This is a genomic window from Caulobacter sp. GW822-FHT07D08 (genome assembly GCF_058798735.1).
On sequence record NZ_JBXAKU010000001.1, the window covers coordinates 110,586 to 126,283 of the forward strand.

Sequence of the window (15,698 nt, forward strand, 5' to 3'; positions counted from 1 at the left end):
TGAATCCCGCTACTTAGTTTGATATCCACAAACAGTTGTTAAGAATTCCGTGAGATACGGAGTTGGGGGGCTCCGCGCTTTCGCGCGCGGCGCGATATTGGGGGCGTTTAGTCGGTCATGCCGCTGGATACGGGCAACGTGAGGCGTTTGCATCTCGTCACGGACGCTGATGTGGACGATACGCCGATCGCGGTCGCGCAACCTTCGCTGGACGAGGGGGCCGATATCGGCCTGGCCCTGAAGGCGGCCCGCGAGTTCCGCGGCCTGACCACCCAGGACGTCGCCGACGCCACCCGCATCCGCCAGAGCTATATCGAGGCGATCGAGGACATGCGTCTCGACGACCTGCCGTCGCGCCCGTTCACCATCGGCTATGTCCGCGCCTATGCCGGCCTGCTGGGCCTGGACGCCGAGGCGGCCGTGGCCCGCTTCAAGACCGACAGTCCCGACGAGGGCGCCGAGCTGCGCGCCCCGATCGGCGTGCGCCGCGAGCGCGACCCGCGCCTGGCCCTGATCTTCGCCGGCGGCCTGCTGGTGGTGGGCGCCATCTTGCTGTGGAACGTCGCCCAGCGCGCCATCACCAAGGAAGAGCCGCCGCCGCAGGTGGCCTCCGCCGCCGTCTCGACCCAGGTCCAGTCGCACGCCAGCAACAACCAGGTCGCCCTGGGCTCGCCGCTGCCGGCTCCGGTCGAGTCGACCACGCCCGATCCCTACAAGACCCCCGGCCTCGACGACGCCGCCGCCAACGGCGGTTCGGTCGACGCCGCCAACGCCGCCTCCAAGGCGCGCGCCGTGGCCGACGCCAAGGCCGGCGTCGTCGATCCGGCCAGCCAGTTCGTGGTGGGTTCGCCGTTCAAGCTCAAGGGCCAGGTCCTGGGCGCGACGCCGGCCGAAGCTTCTGGCGTGCTGATCCAGGCCCGCAAGGCCGGCTCCCTGACCGTGCGCCGCGCGGACGGCACGATCCACATGACCCGCTGGCTCTCGGCCGGCGACGCCTATCGCGCGCCGCGCACGCCGGGCCTGATCCTCGACGTGGTCGAGCCGTCGCTGTTCGAGGTCTATTACAACGGCCGCCTGACGGGACATCTGACGTCGAACCAGACCGCGGTGGCCAAGCTGATCCCGGCGGCGGCGGCGGCGGTGGCGGCTCCGGCGGCGGCTGCGGCTCCGAAGCCCTAACCAAAAACCGATCTCCCCGGCGAAAGCCGGGGCCCAGATCGAACCCACAAGCGTTCACGGGGCCATCCCTGGCCCAGGGCGCGAGCACTCCAGATGCTCCGGATGAATCTGGGCCCCGGCCTTCGCCGGGGAAACGGGTGTAGGGAAATCGAGGGCAGGGCGGGGGAAGCCCTTCAGTTCCTGCCCAACACCCTCTAAATTAGCCCCATGGCCGCAGACCACACGCACGTCCGTCCCTGGCGCATGATCACGCGTCGGCAATCGCGCAAGATCCGCGTCGGCGATGTCGAGGTGGGCGGCGACGCGCCGATCACCGTTCAGTCGATGACCAACACCCTGACCAGCGACGCCGCCGCGACGCTGGAGCAGATCCGTCAGCTGGAGGAGGCCGGCGCCGACATCGTCCGCGTCAGCTGCCCCGACGTCGAGAGCACGGCGGCCTTCAAGACCATCGCCCGCGAGGCCAAGGTCCCGCTCGTGGCCGACATCCACTTTCACTACAAGCGCGGCATCGAGGCGGCCCAGGCCGGCGCGGCCTGCCTGCGGATCAACCCGGGCAATATCGGCAGCCCCGACCGCGTGCGCGACGTCATCCAGGCCGCTCGCGATCACGGCTGCTCGATGCGGATCGGCGTCAACGCCGGCTCGCTGGAGCGCGAGCTGCTGGAAAAGTACGGCGAGCCGTGCCCCGAGGCGATGGTCGAGAGCGCCCTCAACCACGCCCGCATCCTGCAGGACCACGACTTCCACGAGTTCAAGATCTCGGTGAAGGCGTCCGATCCGTTCATGACCGTGGCCGCCTACTACCAGCTGGCCGAGGCCATCGACTGCCCGCTGCACCTGGGCGTCACCGAGGCCGGGGCCTTGCGCACCGGCACGGTGAAGTCGTCGATCGGCATCGGCTCGATGCTGTGGGCCGGCATCGGCGACACCATCCGCGTCAGCCTGGCCGCCGATCCCGTCGAGGAGATCAAGGTCGGCTTCGACATCCTCAAGTCGCTGGGTCTGCGCCACCGGGGCGTCAACATCATCGCCTGCCCGTCGTGCGCCCGTCAGGGCTATGACGTCATCAAGACGGTGGAAGCGCTCGAGGCCCGGCTGGCGCACATCTCGACGCCGATGTCGCTGTCGATCATCGGCTGCGTCGTCAACGGTCCGGGCGAGGCGCTGATGACCGACATCGGCTTCACCGGCGGCGGGGCCGGGGCGGGCATGGTCTACATGGCCGGCAAGCCCGACCACAAACAATCCAACGACGGGATGATCGATCACATCGTCGAACTCGTTGAGAAGAAGGCGGCCGAGATCCAGGCCGCGGCCGCCGCGGAGACTCTCGCGGCCGAATAGGAGTGAGCGTCATGCGTGCGATGGTTCGCGGTCTGACTATGGTCCTGGCTCTGGCGGCGGCGTCCGGCGCCCTGGCCGCCGAACGCCCCAATCCGGCGGGAGAGGCCAAGCTGGCCAAGCGCCTCGAGGGTCGCGTGGCCGGCAAGCCCGTCCACTGCATCAGCCTGCGCCCCACGGAAAGCAGCGAGATCATCGAGGGCACGGCGATCCTCTACAACGGTCTCGGCGGCCGCATCTACGTCAACCGCCCGCGTAGCGGCGCGGATTCGCTGCGCAGAGACGACATCATCGTCACGCGGACCATCACCGACCAGTTGTGCAACACCGACATCGTCACCCTGGTCGAACCGATGTCGCATTTCTCCAGGGGCTTCGTGAACCTTGGCGACTTCGTGCCCTACGCAAAACCCAAGCCCTGAAGCCGTGGTCAGTTTTCGCTGGTCACGGCGCCTCATGACCGCTAACGGCGTGGGATGATCGGACCTCACCCCTCGGGCGGCTATATCCTGGACGAACTGTCCGTCGGGATGACCGCCGAAAAGCACGTCCCCGTCTCCGAAGCGCGGATCGGCCTGTTCGCCGAGGCCTCGGACGACTTCAATCCCGTGCACATGGACGAGGCGTTCGCCGCCAAGACCGCCTATCGCGGGCGGATCGCCCACGGCCTGCTGTCGGCTTCGTTCGGCTCGGCGGTGGTCGGCACCATCCTGCCCGGGGCCGGGGCGATCTATCTGTCCCAGACCCTGGCCTTTCACCGTCCGGTGCGGGTCGGCGACGTGGTCATCGCCCGCATCACCGTCGCGGCCATCGACGCCGAGAGCGCCCGCGTCACCCTGCGCTGCGCCGGCTATGTCGGCGAGGACCTGATCATGGACGGCGAGGCCGTGGTCCGCGTGCCGCGTCGGCGCAAGCCGGCCAGGGCATAAGCACGCTTCGCCGCCTCCGCCTCGACGGTTGAGGCGGCGAGGGCGAGCCGCGCTTCTTGACGCGTCGGCCTCAGCCCGCGATCAACGCCGCCCGTTCTTCGCCGGTCAGCGGACGCCACCGCCCCTCCGGCATCTCGCCCAGGGTCAGCGGACCGATCCTGACGCGGAACAGGTCGACGACCTTCAGCTCGACCAGCTCGCACATGCGGCGGATCTGGCGGTTGCGGCCTTCGCGCAGGACGATGCGCAGGCGCTGGTCCGAAATGACCTCGACCTCGGCGGGGCGCAGCTCGCGGCCGTCCAGCTCCAGGCCGAAGCGGAGCAGCTCCAGCTTCTCCTCGGTCAGCTCGCCCATGACCGCGACCCGGTATTCCTTTTCCAGGTCCGACTGCGGGCCGATCACGGCCTTGGCCACGACACCGTCCTGGGACAGTAGCAAGAGGCCGCGCGAGTCCTTGTCCAGCCGCCCGATCGGCGGCAGCAGGTCGCCCGACTGCGGGATCGGCGCGGGCACGCCGCCCCAGATGTTCTGCCGGGTCAGCAGGCGGGCGGCCGGAACCTGGCCGGGATCCGGCTGGGACGAGACCACGCCGACCGGCTTGTGGATCATGTAGGTAAAGGTCGAGTCGAGCTTGGCCGTCGCCCGGTCGGCCAGGGTCAGGGTCTGGCCGGGCAGGATCTTGCGGCCGACGTCTTCCACGACCTCGCCGTCGATCGACACCAGACCCTCGGAGATCAGAGCTTCGGCCTCGCGGCGCGAGCACACGCCGCTCTGGGCCAGCCACTTGTTGACCCGCTGGGGCTCGTCCTCGTCGTAGGTCCGGGTCCAGGACATCAGAGCATGATCCCGAAAAGTGGGAACCGGTTTTCGGACAAGATCATGCGCCAACCCATCAGCCGAAGCTCTCTTCGAGGCTGGCCAGGCGCTCGGCCTGGTCCTCGGCGATCAGCGGATTGATCACGTCGTCCAGGGCGTCGCCCTCGATGATCCGCGACAGGTTGTAGAGGGTCAGGTTGATCCGGTGGTCGGTCACCCGGCCCTGCGGGAAGTTGTAGGTGCGGATGCGTTCCGAGCGGTCGCCGCTGCCGACCTGGCTCTTGCGGGCCTCGGAGCGGGCGCTGTCCAGGGCCTGGCGCTGCATGTCGTAGAGGCGCGCCTTCAGGTTCTTCATCGCCTTGGCGCGGTTCTGGTGCTGGCTCTTTTCCGAGCTGGTCACCACCACGCCGGTGGGCAAGTGGGTGATGCGCACGGCCGAGTCGGTCTTGTTGACGTGCTGGCCGCCCGCGCCCGACGAGCGATAGGTGTCGATCCGCAGGTCGCTTTCCTTGATGTCGATCTCGACGTCCTCGGCTTCCGGCAGCACCGCGACGGTGGCGGCCGAGGTGTGGATGCGGCCCTGCGCCTCGGTGGCCGGCACGCGCTGCACGCGGTGGACGCCGCTCTCGAACTTCAGCCGTCCGAACACGCCGTCGCCGGTGATCGAGGCGACGATTTCCTTGAACCCGCCCATCTCGCCTTCCGAGATGCTGTCGACCTCGACCTTCCAGCCCCGCAGCTGGGCGTAGCGCTGGTACATGCGGAAGAGGTCGCCGGCGAACAGCGCCGCCTCGTCGCCGCCGGTGCCGGCCCGTACTTCCAGGATGGCCGAGGCGTTCTCGTCCTTGTCCTTGGGGGCCAGCATCAAGGCCAGGTCGTGCTCGAGGGCCGGCAGCTTGTCGTCCAGGGCCTGGATCTCGTCCTTGACCATGTCGGCCATCTCGGGATCGGCGGCCATGACGTCCAGCTCGGCGCGCTCGGCCGACAGCTTGGCCAGGCGCTCGACGGCCTCGGCGACCGGGCGCAGTTCGGCGTGCTCCTTGGAGAGCTTGACGATCTCGGTTCCGTCGGTGGCCGCGCCCATGCGGGCCTCCACTTCGCGGAAGCGGTCGAGAACCTGGTCGAGGCGGGCCTGGGGCAGTCGCAAGGGAGATGTCGCAATGGCTAAGGGATAGGGTCGGTCTTCCTAGTGCTTTTCCCCGCCGAAGGGAATGTTTCCCGCGCCCGAGCCAGGCGGACGCCAAGGCGCGCTGCTGACGCTCATTGTCATGCGTCGCGATTGAAAACCTACCCGGACGTGCTTAGGTCGCGGTGCAGCGCGACCGGGGAGGTCCGGCGGGCTTTGCGAGGGAAATTTCCATGTCCGTCACCATCCAGACCGTCACCGTGACGTCGCTCACGCGCGGCCTCAAGACGCTGTCGTCGCTGCTCGAAAAGGCCAAGGCCCACGCCGAGGCCGCCGGGACCAGCCCGGACGCCTATGTCGAGGCGCGCCTGTTCGACGACATGCTGCCCCTGTCCGGCCAGATCCAGCGCGCCTCCGACGCGGCCAAGGGCGCGGTGTCGCGGCTGACCGGCCTCGACGCCCCCGCCATGGCCGACGAGGAAAAGACCTTCGCCGAGCTGCAGGCGCGCGTCGCCAGGACCCTGGCCTATGTCGAGAGCGTCCCGGCCTCGGCCTTCGACGGCGCCGAGACGCGCGAGGTCACCGTGCCGGCCGGCACGTTCACCCTGCAGTTCACCGGCCAGGACTACCTGCTGGAGTTCGTGATCCCGAACTTCCTGTTCCACGTCGTCACCGCCTACGACATCCTGCGCCACAAGGGCGTGCCGCTGGGCAAGCGCGACTTCCTGGGCATCGGCCCGGAGCGCCTGAAGACGGCTTAGGACGCTGACCTGATCCTCCCCCGCGTCGCGGGGGAGGATCAGAACGCCGGCTTCACCTCGATGGACACCAGCTGGCGCGGCGCCCGCGAGGGCCGCAGGTCGCCGTCCACGACCAGGCGATAGGGGCCTTCGCGGGCGTCCAGCTTGTGGCCGTTGACCGTGTCGGCGACCACCACCGGATTGGCGCGATAGACCGGGTCGGTCTCGGCCAGGGACAGCACGCTGAAGAAGCCGTCGGCGGCGCGGGCGATGATCACCTGGTTCAGATAGCGCCCCATCAGCCGCTCGCCGTGCACGACCCCGGCCTGGGCCAGCACGGCGTCGAGGCGGGCGCCCTCGTAGGTGACGGCCGCGCCCTTGACCGTGATCGTGGCCTTGGCGCGGGGCAGGGCGGCCAGGTCCTTCGGGCTCAGGGTGACGGTGTCCCGGCCGGCGACGGTGACCTTGAGGTCCTGGGCGGCCGCGGTCGTGGCGAGCAGGGCCGTGATGGCGAGGGCGAGCAGCAGGCGCATGGGGAGTCTCCGTGGGGGCTGTCCTCGCCCTTCGACAGGCTCAGGGTGAGGACTATTGAGCGGCCACACCAGTAGAAACCTCATCCTGAGCTTGTCGAAGGACGAGGTTTCGGGCCCTCACCCGTGCGACCGCATGGGCGGCGGCGGGGCCACGTCCGCCAGGGCCTCCAGGCTCACCGGCTTGGCCTCATGGCTGACGAACAGCGGGTACAGCGACGCCACCAGCAGCGCCGCCATCACGATATTGAACGTCCGCAACACCGCCGGCTTGTTCAGGAACGGCCGCAGCCCCTGGCCGAATCCCGCCCAGGCCGCGCTGCACGGCGCGCCGATCAGCATGAAGGTCCCGGCCAGCAGCGGCACGAGGGTCCAACCGCCGCCCTCGGGGGCGTAGGTCGTGACCGCGCCGAGCGCCATGGCCCAGGCCTTGGGATTGACCCACTGGAACGCCGCCGCCTGCAGGAAGGTCATCGGCCTGGCGAGGTCCTTGTCGCTGATCGCGCTGGCCGTTCCGATCTTCCAGGCCAGCCACAGCATGTAGCCGGCCCCGACCCAGCGCAGGATCTCATGCAGCACCGGATAGGCCCGGAACACGCCGCCCAGGCCGAAACCCATGGCCAGCACCATGAAGCCCAGGCCGCAGCTGATCCCCAGGATGTGCAGCACCGTCCGGCGGAAGCCGAAGTTCGCCCCGGACGCCAGCAGCATCATGTTGTTCGGCCCCGGCGTCCCCGCCGTGGCGAAGCAGAACAGGACATAGGCAAGAAAAAGATCGGGGGCGAGCAGCAGTTCGGGGGTCATCTCCGGTCTCCCTGACAAGTGTCTCGGTACGAGTAACCGAGGTGTCACGGTGATGATTTCCATTGTATCGCGAGTCAAATTGCATATTGTCATGATGACAATAAACGAGACGCGCGACGCCCTGTGGCCTGGACACCGACAATTCCCGAGAGTGACGCCCCGCTCTACGAGCGGCTGGTGGCTGTGCTGCGCGCCGACATCGTCTCGGGCGTCCTGGCCCCCGGCGTGCGCCTGCCGCCGCAGCGGGAACTGGCCTATCGCCTCGGCGTGGGCCTGGGCACCGTCACCCGCGCCTATGTCGAGGCCGAGCGGGCGGGGCTGGTCAGCGCCCATGTCGGCCGGGGCAGCTTCGTCAACGCGCCGGCCGAGCACCGGCCCTATGAGCGCGACGGCCCGATCAACCTGGCCCAGAACATCGCCGCCCAGGCCCCCGCCGGGGCGCGCCTGCCCGAGGCCCTGGCCCGGCTGCGGCGACGTCCGGATCTCCTGGAGCACCTGGCCTACGCCCCGCCGGCGGGTCACGAGACCCAGCGGCGGGCCGGGGCGGTCTGGCTGGCGCGGACCAGCAGCTACGAGGCGGTCGACTGGCGGCGGCTGATCTGCTGCGCCGGCGCCCAGCAGGGCCTGGCCCTGGCGCTGGGCGCGGTGCTGGCCCCGGGCGACGTGGTGCTGACCGAATGCCTGGCCTATCACGGCCTCAAGACCCTGGCCCTGCACAGCGGCTGGCGTGTCCGAGGCCTGGCGATGGACGCCGAGGGCCTGCGCCCCGACGCCCTGGAAGAGGCGATCCTCACGACCGGCGCGCGGGTGCTGGCCGTACTGCCGACCCTGCAGAACCCGACGGGCCGGATCATGAGCCGCGCGCGCCGCGACGCCATCGTCGCCCTCGCCCGCAAGCACGACCTGACCCTGGTCGAGGACGACATCTACGGGGCCTATGCCGACGGCGCGCCGCCGCCGTTCGCCATGCTGGCGCCGGAGCGGACCTTCCACGTCTCGGGCGTCTCCAAGACCCTGGCCCCGGGCCTGCGCGCCGGCTTCCTGGTCGTGCCGGCGGCCGAGACCTTCGAGCGGGTGCTGGACGCGGTGCGGGTGTCGGTCTACGCGCCGCCGGCTTTCGGCGGGCTGATCGCCACCCAGTGGATCGAGGACGGCTCGGCCGACGCCATCCTGGCCGAGACCCGCGACGAGGCCCGCGTCCGCATGGCCATGGCGCGGGAGCTCCTGGGGCCGGCCATGGAGACCGTCTATGCCGAGACCGCCCCGCACATCTGGTTGCCGATGAGCGAACTGGAGGCCGAGCGCCTGGCCGGCCGCGCCCTGCGCGGCGGGGCCGAGGTCACCCCGCCCTCGGCGCCGGTCGTCGAGGCCGGCCACGAGAGCGGCGTCCGCGTCTGCCTGGGCGCGGTCCCGGACCGCGAGGTCCTGCGCCGAGGCCTGGAGATCGTCGCCGGGGCGCTGTCGAGCGAGGTCTCGGAGCGGTCTAGGGCGGTGATTTAGCCACCTACCCCGCCCCGTCTCCCCGGCGAAAGCCGGGGCCCAGATTCATCCGGAGTGGCTGGGGTGTTCGCGCCTATCGACCTGTCAGGATAATATGCGCTCGTGGGTTCGATCTGGGCCCCGGCCTTCGCCGGGGAAACGGAATTTTTGGCTACCACAGCAGCGTCTTCACCCACGTCGAGCCGTCCGGCGCGATCGAGGCGTTCTTGATCACCACCTGGCTGTCCTTGGCCAGCCAGAAGGTCGTCGGCTTCATTTCGGGGCGGTTGTAGTCGGTGGTCACCACCCAGCAGTCGACCTTGCCGCCGGCCGAGCTGGTCAGGACTTCGCTGCCCGTGACCTTGAAGACGTAGGGCGCCGGCGCGCCGCCGCCCGGATGGTGGAAGACGATGGAGGCCTCGTAGCCCTTGGCCAGCGGCAGGGCCTGGAGGAACTCCATGTCGGTTTCGAAATTGAAGGTCGGCTGGGGCGAGGCCACGTCGTAGTCGGCCGTCGTATTGCCCTCCAGATCCTTCAGCCCGACGATCCGGTCGGGCTTGAAGTCGAAGCCTTCGATCTTGGTCTGGCCGTCCTTGCCGGTGGTGCGGCGCTCGTGGCTGTAGGGCCGGAAGGTCCCCAACTCGAACCAGCTGTCGAGCTTTTTCACCACGCCCGGCGTCGAGCCGTCCCAGTGCTGGACGATGTGCAGGCGCTTGACCCCGGCCTTGTCGGGCTCGATGCGGATTTCGCGGGTCCAGACGTCCAGCGGCGTGATGGTCTCGCCCATCTGACGGTAGCGCAGATAGCGGTGGGTGGCCGGCTGCAGCTTGTCGAACCGCGCCAGCGGCTGGCCGACGGGAACCGGGGTGACGGCGGCCTGCGCGGAAGCCGTGACGGCGAACGCGAGCGCGGCGCCGACGGCGATGCGGGAAATGAACGACATGAAAAGCCCCTGAGCCAACAACGCTGGCATGTGAGAGCAGGTGTGGGGCGAGGGCTACTTAAGCTTCGGTAATGCGCTGGTTGAGCGCCCTACAGCGCCTTTTCCAGGATCACGAAATGCAGGTCGTCGCGCTGCGGCACGCCGAAGCGCTCGTCGCCATAGGGAAAGGGTTCGGTCCTGCCGGTCAGGCGGTAGCCGCGCCGCTCGTACCAGGCGATCAGGGTGTCGCGCACCGAGATGACGGTCATCTCCATGGTCTTGCCGCCTTGGGCGCGGGCATGGGCCTCGGCGGCCTCCAGCATCGTGCGGCCGATGCCGTTGGCCTGGCGCAGCGGCGAGACGGTGACCATGCCGACATACCAGGCGTCGTTGTCCGAGGGCTGGATCCACACCGAGGCATGGGGTTTGTCGCCCTCGGCGTCGCGCAGGGTCAGGATGGTCGCGCCCGGCGTGGCGGCGAGGTCGGCGCGCAGGCTCTCTTCATCGGTGCGCTGGCCGCCCAGCAGATAGCTCTCGCTGGTCCAGCCCTTGGCCGCCAGTTCGCCGCGATAGGCCGAGTTCACCAGGGCGGCGATGTCGGCCAGTTCGTCTTCGCGGTAGGGCAGGAGCAGGGTCATGCCGGTTCCTTAGGCGGCGAGCGCGGCCATGGGAAGCCTAACGGCCGCGCACCTTGTTCCAGGCCCCGCCGGTCACCCGGCGGACCATGCCGGCCTCGCGCTTGATCATCTCCCAGGGATGGAAGGCCAGGCCCACCGTGTCGGCCATGGCCGCCCCCCGCGCGCCCATCGGCTGTTCGGGGCCGATGGTGGAGTCGACGGCGGTCTGGTGCTCGATCTCGGCGTTCAGCTCGGCCCCGACCAGGATGGCCATGATCGAGAACCACACCCAGACCATGAAGGCGATCACCGCCCCCAGCGTACCGTAGGTGGCGTCATAGTGGGCGATGTTGGCCAGGTAGAACGAGAAGCCCAGCGAACCGAACAGCCATCCGGCCGAAGCCGCCGCCGCGCCGATCCACACCCACCGCCAGCGGGCCCGCGCCCGGCTGGGTCCGAAGCGATAGAGCACGGCGAAGGCGATGGCGGTCATGGCCAACACCAGCAACCAACGCAGCGGCGCGACGATCTCGTCCAGCGCCGAGAGGCGCGCGGCCTTCAAAAGCAGAGGCGTGACGATCAGCACGCCCGAGGCGATGGCCGCGTACAGCAGAGCGCAGAAGGTGAAGAGGTAGCTGAGCAGGGTGCGCGGTACGAGGTGGCGCTTCTCGTCCTCGTCATAGGCGATGTTCAGCCCGTCGAAGAGCGTGCGCATGGAGGCGTTGGCGCTCCAGATCGACAGCAGCAGGGAGAAGCCGAAGGCCACGCCCAGCTTGGCCTGGCCCTGGCTGGCCAGGCGCAGCATCTGCTCGCCGACGATCTGCACGACGCTGGCGGGGAAGACGCCGGCCATGTCGCGCAGCTGCGCCTCGACGGTCCGCACGTCGGCGAACAGGCCATACAGCGAGACGAAGGCGCCGATGGCCGGGAAGAGGGCCAGCAGGGTGTAGAAGGTCACGCCCCCGGCCACGGCCGGCAGGCGGTCGACGCCGATCTCCAGCCAGGTGCGCCAGACGATGTCGCGCCAGCCCAGCAGCGGGATATGGCCGGGATGGCGCGCGGCCCGGCCGCGCTGCGGCTCGGCCTCGTCGAACTGGGCCGGCGGCATGGCGCGATCCTCGGACAGGCCCGGCGGAGCGACGATCGGCTCTTCGATGGGCTTCTTGCGCGGCAGCACCAGCGGCGCGGCCGCCAGCAGCACGATCCATGGCGCCAGATGGTACGGACGCGATTTGAGCCATTTAAGGATCGGACGCGGCGAAGCGTCGGTCATGAAGCGCTCTCCAGGCCACCAGAACCCCGCGCGGCGAGTCGCGTTCCCGTCCAAGGGCCCCTCAAGCCTTGCCATGACTCGCGTCGTCCACGATTTTCGCGATCATGGACGCCCGCATCGCCTCGATCTATCGCCATCCCGTGAAGGGCTTCACGCCCGAGCGGCTGACCGCCGCCACGCTGGAGGCCGGGGCCTGCTTTCCGTGCGATCGGCTCTACGCGGTCGAGGACGGCCCCAGCGGCTTCGATCCCGCCGCGCCGGCCCACATCTCGAAGATGAAGTTCACGGTGCTGGCCAAGATCCCGGCCGTCGCCAAGGCCCGCACGGCCTATGACGAGACGACGGGCGTGTTCAGCGCCCGCGCGGAGGGCGCGCCCGACTTCGCCGGCGACCTGCGGACGGACGCGGGCCGCGCGGGTCTCGAGGCCTGGCTGACCACCCTGCTGGCCGGCGAGATCAAGGGGCCGCTGAAGGTGGTCGAGGGACCGGGCGCCTACCGGTTCATGGACAGCCGCTCGGGCTATGTCTCGATCGTCAACCTGGCCAGCGTGCGCGACCTCTCTCGACGGATCGGCCGCGACCTGGACCCGCTGCGGTTCCGCGCCAATCTCTATGTCGAGGGCTGGCCGGCCTGGGTCGAGAACGACTGGACCGGCAGGACCCTGACCCTCGGCGGCGCGACGGCCGAGGTCCTGAAACCCATCGTCCGCTGCGCCGCCACCCACGTGGACCCCACGACGGCCGAGCGGGATGTCGAGTTGGTGAAGGCCCTCTTCGACACCTACGGCCACATGTTCTGCGGCATCTACCTGAACGTGACGCGGGGCGGCGCGGTGGGCGAGGGGGATGGGGTGGCGGTCGGTTGATCAGCCCAGGTGAAACTTGGCGTCCATATTCTGATGGAGAATGCGGACGATCTCGACCATGCCGCTGACCCTATAGAAGATCACGTGGGAGCCAGCCGAGCGTCGGCGGTATCCGGGACGCAGATTGCTGTCAGACCAGCCAAGGTCTGGTCGTTCAGCAATCATGCCAATGGCCGTGTAGATTTGGCGATGATAGGCGGCGGCCTGCTGGTCGCCCCACCTATTTAGGGAATAGTCCCAGATCTCGTCGAGATCGGCTTTGGCACGGCGCGAAAGCCGATACCGTGTCATTCCTCGCGGAACCCTGGAGGTGCGGAGGAGGCTTTCAGCTTCTCTTCGATATAGGCGTCGAAATCGAAGTCATCGATGAAGCCGCTTTCTTCGCCTTCGATCAGTGCGGCCCGCAGGGCGGCCAGCTTCGTTTGCTGATCCTCGAGCAACCGCAGCCCCGCCCGCACGACTTCACTGGCCGAGCCGTAGCGGCCGTCGGCGACTTGGCTGTCGATGAAAGCCTGGAAATGCTCCCCTAGGCTCACGGAAGTGTTCTTGCTGGCCATGGCGCCACGATACCAAAAACTGGTACCGCTTTCAATCTCGCCTCCGCCCATCCAAAGCGCTAAATCCCCCTCATGACCCTGACCCTCGTCAAAGCCTGGACCGCCGCCAAGGATCGTCTGAAGGACGCCGGCATCGATCAGCCGTCGATCGACGCGCGCCTGATGCTGGAGGTGGCCGCCAACGTCACTCGCACCGAGATCGTCACCGATCCCTACCGCGAACTGACGACGGAGCAGCAGGCGACCCTGGAAGAGTATCTGTCCCGTCGCGCCCGCCGCGAGCCGGTCAGCCACATCATCGGCCGCAAGGGCTTCTGGAAGATCCTGCTGCAGGTGAACAAGAACGTGCTGACCCCGCGTCCCGAGACCGAGGTCATCGTCGACGAGGTGCTGAAGGCCTTCCCCGAGCAGATGCCGTTCTCGATGCTGGATCTGGGCGTCGGCTCGGGCACGATCCTGCTGGCGGTCCTGGCCGAGCGGCCGGCGGCCAAGGGGCTGGGCGTCGACGCCTCCGCCGAGGCCCTGGCCGTGGCTCGCGACAACGCCGCCAGTCTGGACCTCAACAATCGCGCGGCCCTGATGCACGGCGACTGGACGGCGGGCCTGGGCGATGGCGGTTTCGACGTCGTCGTCTCCAATCCGCCCTACATCCCGACGGCGGTGATCGACACCCTGGAGCCCGAGGTTCGCGACCACGAGCCGCGTCTCGCCCTGGACGGCGGCGACGACGGTCTGGACGCCTATCGCCTGCTGGCGCCGGAGATCCTGCGTGTGCTGAAGCCGGGCGGGATGTTCGCCGTGGAGATCGGCCACGACCAGTCCGAGGCGGTCGAAGCGCTGTTCAAGACAGCCGGCGCCCAGCAGGTCAAAACGATCAAGGACCTGTCGACGCACGACCGCGTTGTCACTGGGGTGAAAAATCCCTTGGAAACCGGGGCGTGAACCGTTAGACGAGTCTTGTCTCCTTCCAGATCGCCAGGTGACGGGAAAAGCAGACGTTCATGACGCCTAGGCGTTGAACGCATGCGACGCTCCCCTGGCAGGCGCGCCCGGTCCGCCGGTCGCCGCGCCCAAAGAGCAGGGCGGGGGCTCTACGGAAACCAGTGTCTCTGAAACTCACCAGGGTTAAACCCGCTCAGAGACCAGCAAGGCCGGACGCGTCCAGCGCAAGACTGACCTCCGGACAGGTTCAGAAGAGACCATGAGAGATTTCAAAGGCATGAAGCGCCAGCGCGGCCGCAACAATCGCGGTGGCAGCGGCGGCAAGCCTCAACAGCACAACGCCAACCGCGCTTTCGATTCGAACGGGCCCGAAGGGGTCAAGGTTCGCGGCGCGGCCCAGAGCGTCTACGAAAAGTACCAGCAGCTGGCTCGCGACGCGACCTCGTCCGGCGACCGGGTGCTGGCCGAGAACTATCTGCAGCACGCCGAGCACTATTTCCGCGTCCTGCGCGCCATCCAGCCGAATCGTCCGGTGTCCGACATCGTCGGCAAGGACGTCTACGCCGCCTACGAAATCGATTTCGAGGCCGAGCCGCCGGAAGAGCAGGAGGTCGCCGAGACCCCCGCCCAGCCGGAAGGCCAGGGCGAAGGCGGCGAGAACGGTGAGGGCGGCGAGCAACGCCGCGACCGCTTCGAGAACCGGGATCGTGACCGCAACCGCGATCGGGACCGCAACTTCGACAACAATCGCGACCGCAACCGCGACGATCGTCCCCGCGACAACAATCAGGGCGAAGGCCGCCGCGACCGCTGGCGTGACCGCGACGACCGTCCTCGGGATGACCGACCGCGTGATGACCGTCCTCGAGACGACAGGCCCCGAGATGACAGGCCCCGAGATGACAGGCCCCGAGACGACAGGCCGCGCGAGGACCGCTTCCGGGACCGCGACGACCGCCCCCGTGATGATCGGCCCCGTGATGATCGGCCCCGTGACGACCGCCCGCGCGACGATCGTCCGCGTGAGGACCGTCCGGTCGCCGCCGAGGGCGAGCAGCCGCAGGGCGGCGAAGGTCAGGGCGAATTCCGCGAGGGCCGCCGCCGTGGCCGCGACCGCAACCGCGATCGCGACTGGCAGCCGCGCGGTGACCGCGACCCGATGGCCGTGATCGAGCCGGAAGCCTCGCCGCTGCCGATCGCCAGCGCGCCCGCCAGCGAGAGCTCGCCGGTGCTGCGTGGCCAGGACGGCGCCGTCAGCGAGGCTCCGGCCTTCCTGGGGCGCAAGACGTCACGCACCGCCGCCGCGGCGGCGGTCGCCGAACCGGCCGTCGAGGCTCCGGCCTCGACCGTCGACGGCGAAGAGGTCAAGAAGCCCCGTCGTCGCCGCGCCCCGCGCAGCTTCGAAGCCGGTGAAGGCGCTCCGGCCAGCTCGGAGCCGGAAGAGGCCTGATCGGCCGCTTCACCGCTGAAGATCGAAAGGGAGCCGTGAAAGCGGCTCCCTTTTTTCTTGGGCCGCCGCCAGGCTCTGGACGCGGCTGGCCGAGGCCATGGACGGGCGGGGCCGCGACACGTC

18 protein-coding genes and 1 pseudogene are annotated in these 15,698 nt (G+C 68.8%); 10 read left to right on the forward strand and 9 right to left on the reverse strand.

Going from position 1 to position 15,698, the window contains the following annotated elements; translation table 11 throughout:
* The first annotated feature begins 117 nt into the window (after positions 1-117).
* The 4 genes from AC1RJ9_RS00510 to AC1RJ9_RS00525 all read left to right on the forward strand — a co-directional run bounded on the left by AC1RJ9_RS00510 (position 118) and on the right by AC1RJ9_RS00525 (position 3,452).
* A complete protein-coding gene (locus AC1RJ9_RS00510; protein ID WP_492835721.1) occupies positions 118-1,179 on the forward strand; it encodes a helix-turn-helix domain-containing protein in 1,062 nt (353 codons plus the stop codon).
* A gap of 207 nt (positions 1,180-1,386) precedes the next feature.
* Positions 1,387-2,526, forward strand: coding sequence for a flavodoxin-dependent (E)-4-hydroxy-3-methylbut-2-enyl-diphosphate synthase (gene ispG / locus AC1RJ9_RS00515; protein ID WP_492835719.1), 1,140 nt, complete (start codon positions 1,387-1,389; stop codon positions 2,524-2,526).
* Positions 2,527-2,537: 11 nt separating this feature from the next.
* Positions 2,538-2,945: a hypothetical protein gene (locus AC1RJ9_RS00520; RefSeq protein WP_492835717.1), complete on the forward strand. Its 408-nt coding sequence runs from the start codon at positions 2,538-2,540 to the stop codon at positions 2,943-2,945.
* Positions 2,946-2,999: 54 nt separating this feature from the next.
* Complete coding sequence (locus tag AC1RJ9_RS00525) at positions 3,000-3,452, forward strand: MaoC family dehydratase (RefSeq protein ID WP_492835715.1); 453 nt, start codon at positions 3,000-3,002, stop codon at positions 3,450-3,452.
* A 70-nt stretch (positions 3,453-3,522) separates the two neighbouring features.
* Here the strand turns inward: AC1RJ9_RS00525 and AC1RJ9_RS00530 are convergent, their stop codons facing one another.
* Both AC1RJ9_RS00530 and prfA read right to left on the reverse strand, forming a co-directional pair.
* Entirely contained in the window at positions 3,523-4,287 is a 765-nt protein-coding gene (locus AC1RJ9_RS00530; RefSeq protein ID WP_492835713.1) for a pseudouridine synthase, read from the reverse strand.
* Positions 4,288-4,345: 58 nt separating this feature from the next.
* Positions 4,346-5,416, reverse strand: a complete 1,071-nt coding sequence (gene prfA, locus AC1RJ9_RS00535; protein ID WP_492835711.1) for a peptide chain release factor 1 — start codon at positions 5,414-5,416, stop codon at positions 4,346-4,348.
* 212 nt (positions 5,417-5,628) lie between these two features.
* On the opposite strand from prfA, the gene AC1RJ9_RS00540 reads away from it, so the two are divergent.
* Complete coding sequence (locus tag AC1RJ9_RS00540; RefSeq protein ID WP_492835709.1) at positions 5,629-6,156, forward strand: DUF1993 domain-containing protein; 528 nt, start codon at positions 5,629-5,631, stop codon at positions 6,154-6,156.
* A gap of 38 nt (positions 6,157-6,194) precedes the next feature.
* Here AC1RJ9_RS00540 and AC1RJ9_RS00545 read toward each other — a convergent pair whose 3' ends face one another.
* Positions 6,195-6,668, reverse strand: a complete 474-nt coding sequence (locus AC1RJ9_RS00545; RefSeq protein WP_492835707.1) for a molybdopterin-binding protein — start codon at positions 6,666-6,668, stop codon at positions 6,195-6,197.
* A gap of 117 nt (positions 6,669-6,785) precedes the next feature.
* Positions 6,786-7,469 (reverse strand): LysE family translocator, encoded by a 684-nt coding sequence (locus AC1RJ9_RS00550; protein WP_492835705.1) that lies wholly within the window; start codon positions 7,467-7,469, stop codon positions 6,786-6,788.
* Positions 7,470-7,592: 123 nt separating this feature from the next.
* Here AC1RJ9_RS00550 and AC1RJ9_RS00555 point away from each other — a divergent pair, with 123 nt between their 5' ends.
* The gene (locus AC1RJ9_RS00555; RefSeq protein WP_492835703.1) at positions 7,593-8,969 is read left to right on the forward strand and encodes an aminotransferase-like domain-containing protein; all 1,377 of its coding nucleotides are present in this window, start codon (positions 7,593-7,595) and stop codon (positions 8,967-8,969) included.
* 151 nt (positions 8,970-9,120) lie between these two features.
* Here AC1RJ9_RS00555 and AC1RJ9_RS00560 read toward each other — a convergent pair whose 3' ends face one another.
* The 3 genes from AC1RJ9_RS00560 to AC1RJ9_RS00570 all read right to left on the reverse strand — a co-directional run bounded on the left by AC1RJ9_RS00560 (position 9,121) and on the right by AC1RJ9_RS00570 (position 11,760).
* Complete coding sequence (locus AC1RJ9_RS00560; protein WP_492835701.1) at positions 9,121-9,891, reverse strand: DUF3108 domain-containing protein; 771 nt, start codon at positions 9,889-9,891, stop codon at positions 9,121-9,123.
* An 89-nt stretch (positions 9,892-9,980) separates the two neighbouring features.
* Positions 9,981-10,508: a GNAT family N-acetyltransferase gene (locus AC1RJ9_RS00565; protein ID WP_492835699.1), complete on the reverse strand. Its 528-nt coding sequence runs from the start codon at positions 10,506-10,508 to the stop codon at positions 9,981-9,983.
* A 37-nt stretch (positions 10,509-10,545) separates the two neighbouring features.
* Positions 10,546-11,760: a YihY/virulence factor BrkB family protein gene (locus tag AC1RJ9_RS00570; RefSeq protein ID WP_492835697.1), complete on the reverse strand. Its 1,215-nt coding sequence runs from the start codon at positions 11,758-11,760 to the stop codon at positions 10,546-10,548.
* 104 nt (positions 11,761-11,864) lie between these two features.
* Here AC1RJ9_RS00570 and AC1RJ9_RS00575 point away from each other — a divergent pair, with 104 nt between their 5' ends.
* A complete protein-coding gene (locus AC1RJ9_RS00575) occupies positions 11,865-12,626 on the forward strand; it encodes an MOSC domain-containing protein (protein ID WP_492835695.1) in 762 nt (253 codons plus the stop codon).
* Here the strand turns inward: AC1RJ9_RS00575 and AC1RJ9_RS00580 are convergent, their stop codons facing one another.
* The gene (locus AC1RJ9_RS00580) at positions 12,627-12,917 is read right to left on the reverse strand and encodes a type II toxin-antitoxin system RelE/ParE family toxin (protein WP_492835693.1); all 291 of its coding nucleotides are present in this window, start codon (positions 12,915-12,917) and stop codon (positions 12,627-12,629) included.
* Positions 12,914-13,183, reverse strand: a complete 270-nt coding sequence (locus AC1RJ9_RS00585; protein WP_492835691.1) for a type II toxin-antitoxin system ParD family antitoxin — start codon at positions 13,181-13,183, stop codon at positions 12,914-12,916. The genes AC1RJ9_RS00580 and AC1RJ9_RS00585 overlap by 4 nt, the downstream gene beginning before the upstream one ends.
* Before the next feature lie 72 nt (positions 13,184-13,255).
* On the opposite strand from AC1RJ9_RS00585, the gene prmC reads away from it, so the two are divergent.
* From prmC to AC1RJ9_RS00600, 3 genes and pseudogenes are all read left to right on the forward strand, one after another.
* Entirely contained in the window at positions 13,256-14,125 is an 870-nt protein-coding gene (prmC, locus tag AC1RJ9_RS00590) for a peptide chain release factor N(5)-glutamine methyltransferase (RefSeq protein WP_492835689.1), read from the forward strand.
* Between the two features lie 73 nt (positions 14,126-14,198).
* A pseudogene (locus tag AC1RJ9_RS00595) lies at positions 14,199-14,388 on the forward strand (hypothetical protein).
* Complete coding sequence (locus AC1RJ9_RS00600) at positions 14,385-15,575, forward strand: DUF4167 domain-containing protein (RefSeq protein ID WP_492835687.1); 1,191 nt, start codon at positions 14,385-14,387, stop codon at positions 15,573-15,575. The pseudogene AC1RJ9_RS00595 and the gene AC1RJ9_RS00600 overlap by 4 nt, the downstream one beginning before the upstream one ends.
* The last annotated feature ends 123 nt before the right edge of the window (positions 15,576-15,698 follow it).

Coding starts and splice junctions, on each gene's coding strand:
- AC1RJ9_RS00540 (WP_492835709.1), top strand. CDS start 5,629: ATGTCCGTCACCATCCAGACCGTCACCGTGACGTCGCTCACGCGCGGC.
- AC1RJ9_RS00530 (WP_492835713.1), bottom strand. CDS start 4,287: ATGTCCTGGACCCGGACCTACGACGAGGACGAGCCCCAGCGGGTCAAC.
- AC1RJ9_RS00580 (WP_492835693.1), bottom strand. CDS start 12,917: ATGACACGGTATCGGCTTTCGCGCCGTGCCAAAGCCGATCTCGACGAG.
- AC1RJ9_RS00565 (WP_492835699.1), bottom strand. CDS start 10,508: ATGACCCTGCTCCTGCCCTACCGCGAAGACGAACTGGCCGACATCGCC.
- AC1RJ9_RS00585 (WP_492835691.1), bottom strand. CDS start 13,183: ATGGCCAGCAAGAACACTTCCGTGAGCCTAGGGGAGCATTTCCAGGCT.
- AC1RJ9_RS00525 (WP_492835715.1), top strand. CDS start 3,000: ATGATCGGACCTCACCCCTCGGGCGGCTATATCCTGGACGAACTGTCC.
- AC1RJ9_RS00510 (WP_492835721.1), top strand. CDS start 118: ATGCCGCTGGATACGGGCAACGTGAGGCGTTTGCATCTCGTCACGGAC.
- prmC (WP_492835689.1), top strand. CDS start 13,256: ATGACCCTGACCCTCGTCAAAGCCTGGACCGCCGCCAAGGATCGTCTG.
- AC1RJ9_RS00570 (WP_492835697.1), bottom strand. CDS start 11,760: ATGACCGACGCTTCGCCGCGTCCGATCCTTAAATGGCTCAAATCGCGT.
- ispG (WP_492835719.1), top strand. CDS start 1,387: ATGGCCGCAGACCACACGCACGTCCGTCCCTGGCGCATGATCACGCGT.
- AC1RJ9_RS00575 (WP_492835695.1), top strand. CDS start 11,865: ATGGACGCCCGCATCGCCTCGATCTATCGCCATCCCGTGAAGGGCTTC.
- AC1RJ9_RS00560 (WP_492835701.1), bottom strand. CDS start 9,891: ATGTCGTTCATTTCCCGCATCGCCGTCGGCGCCGCGCTCGCGTTCGCC.
- AC1RJ9_RS00600 (WP_492835687.1), top strand. CDS start 14,385: ATGAGAGATTTCAAAGGCATGAAGCGCCAGCGCGGCCGCAACAATCGC.
- AC1RJ9_RS00550 (WP_492835705.1), bottom strand. CDS start 7,469: ATGACCCCCGAACTGCTGCTCGCCCCCGATCTTTTTCTTGCCTATGTC.
- AC1RJ9_RS00545 (WP_492835707.1), bottom strand. CDS start 6,668: ATGCGCCTGCTGCTCGCCCTCGCCATCACGGCCCTGCTCGCCACGACC.
- AC1RJ9_RS00520 (WP_492835717.1), top strand. CDS start 2,538: ATGCGTGCGATGGTTCGCGGTCTGACTATGGTCCTGGCTCTGGCGGCG.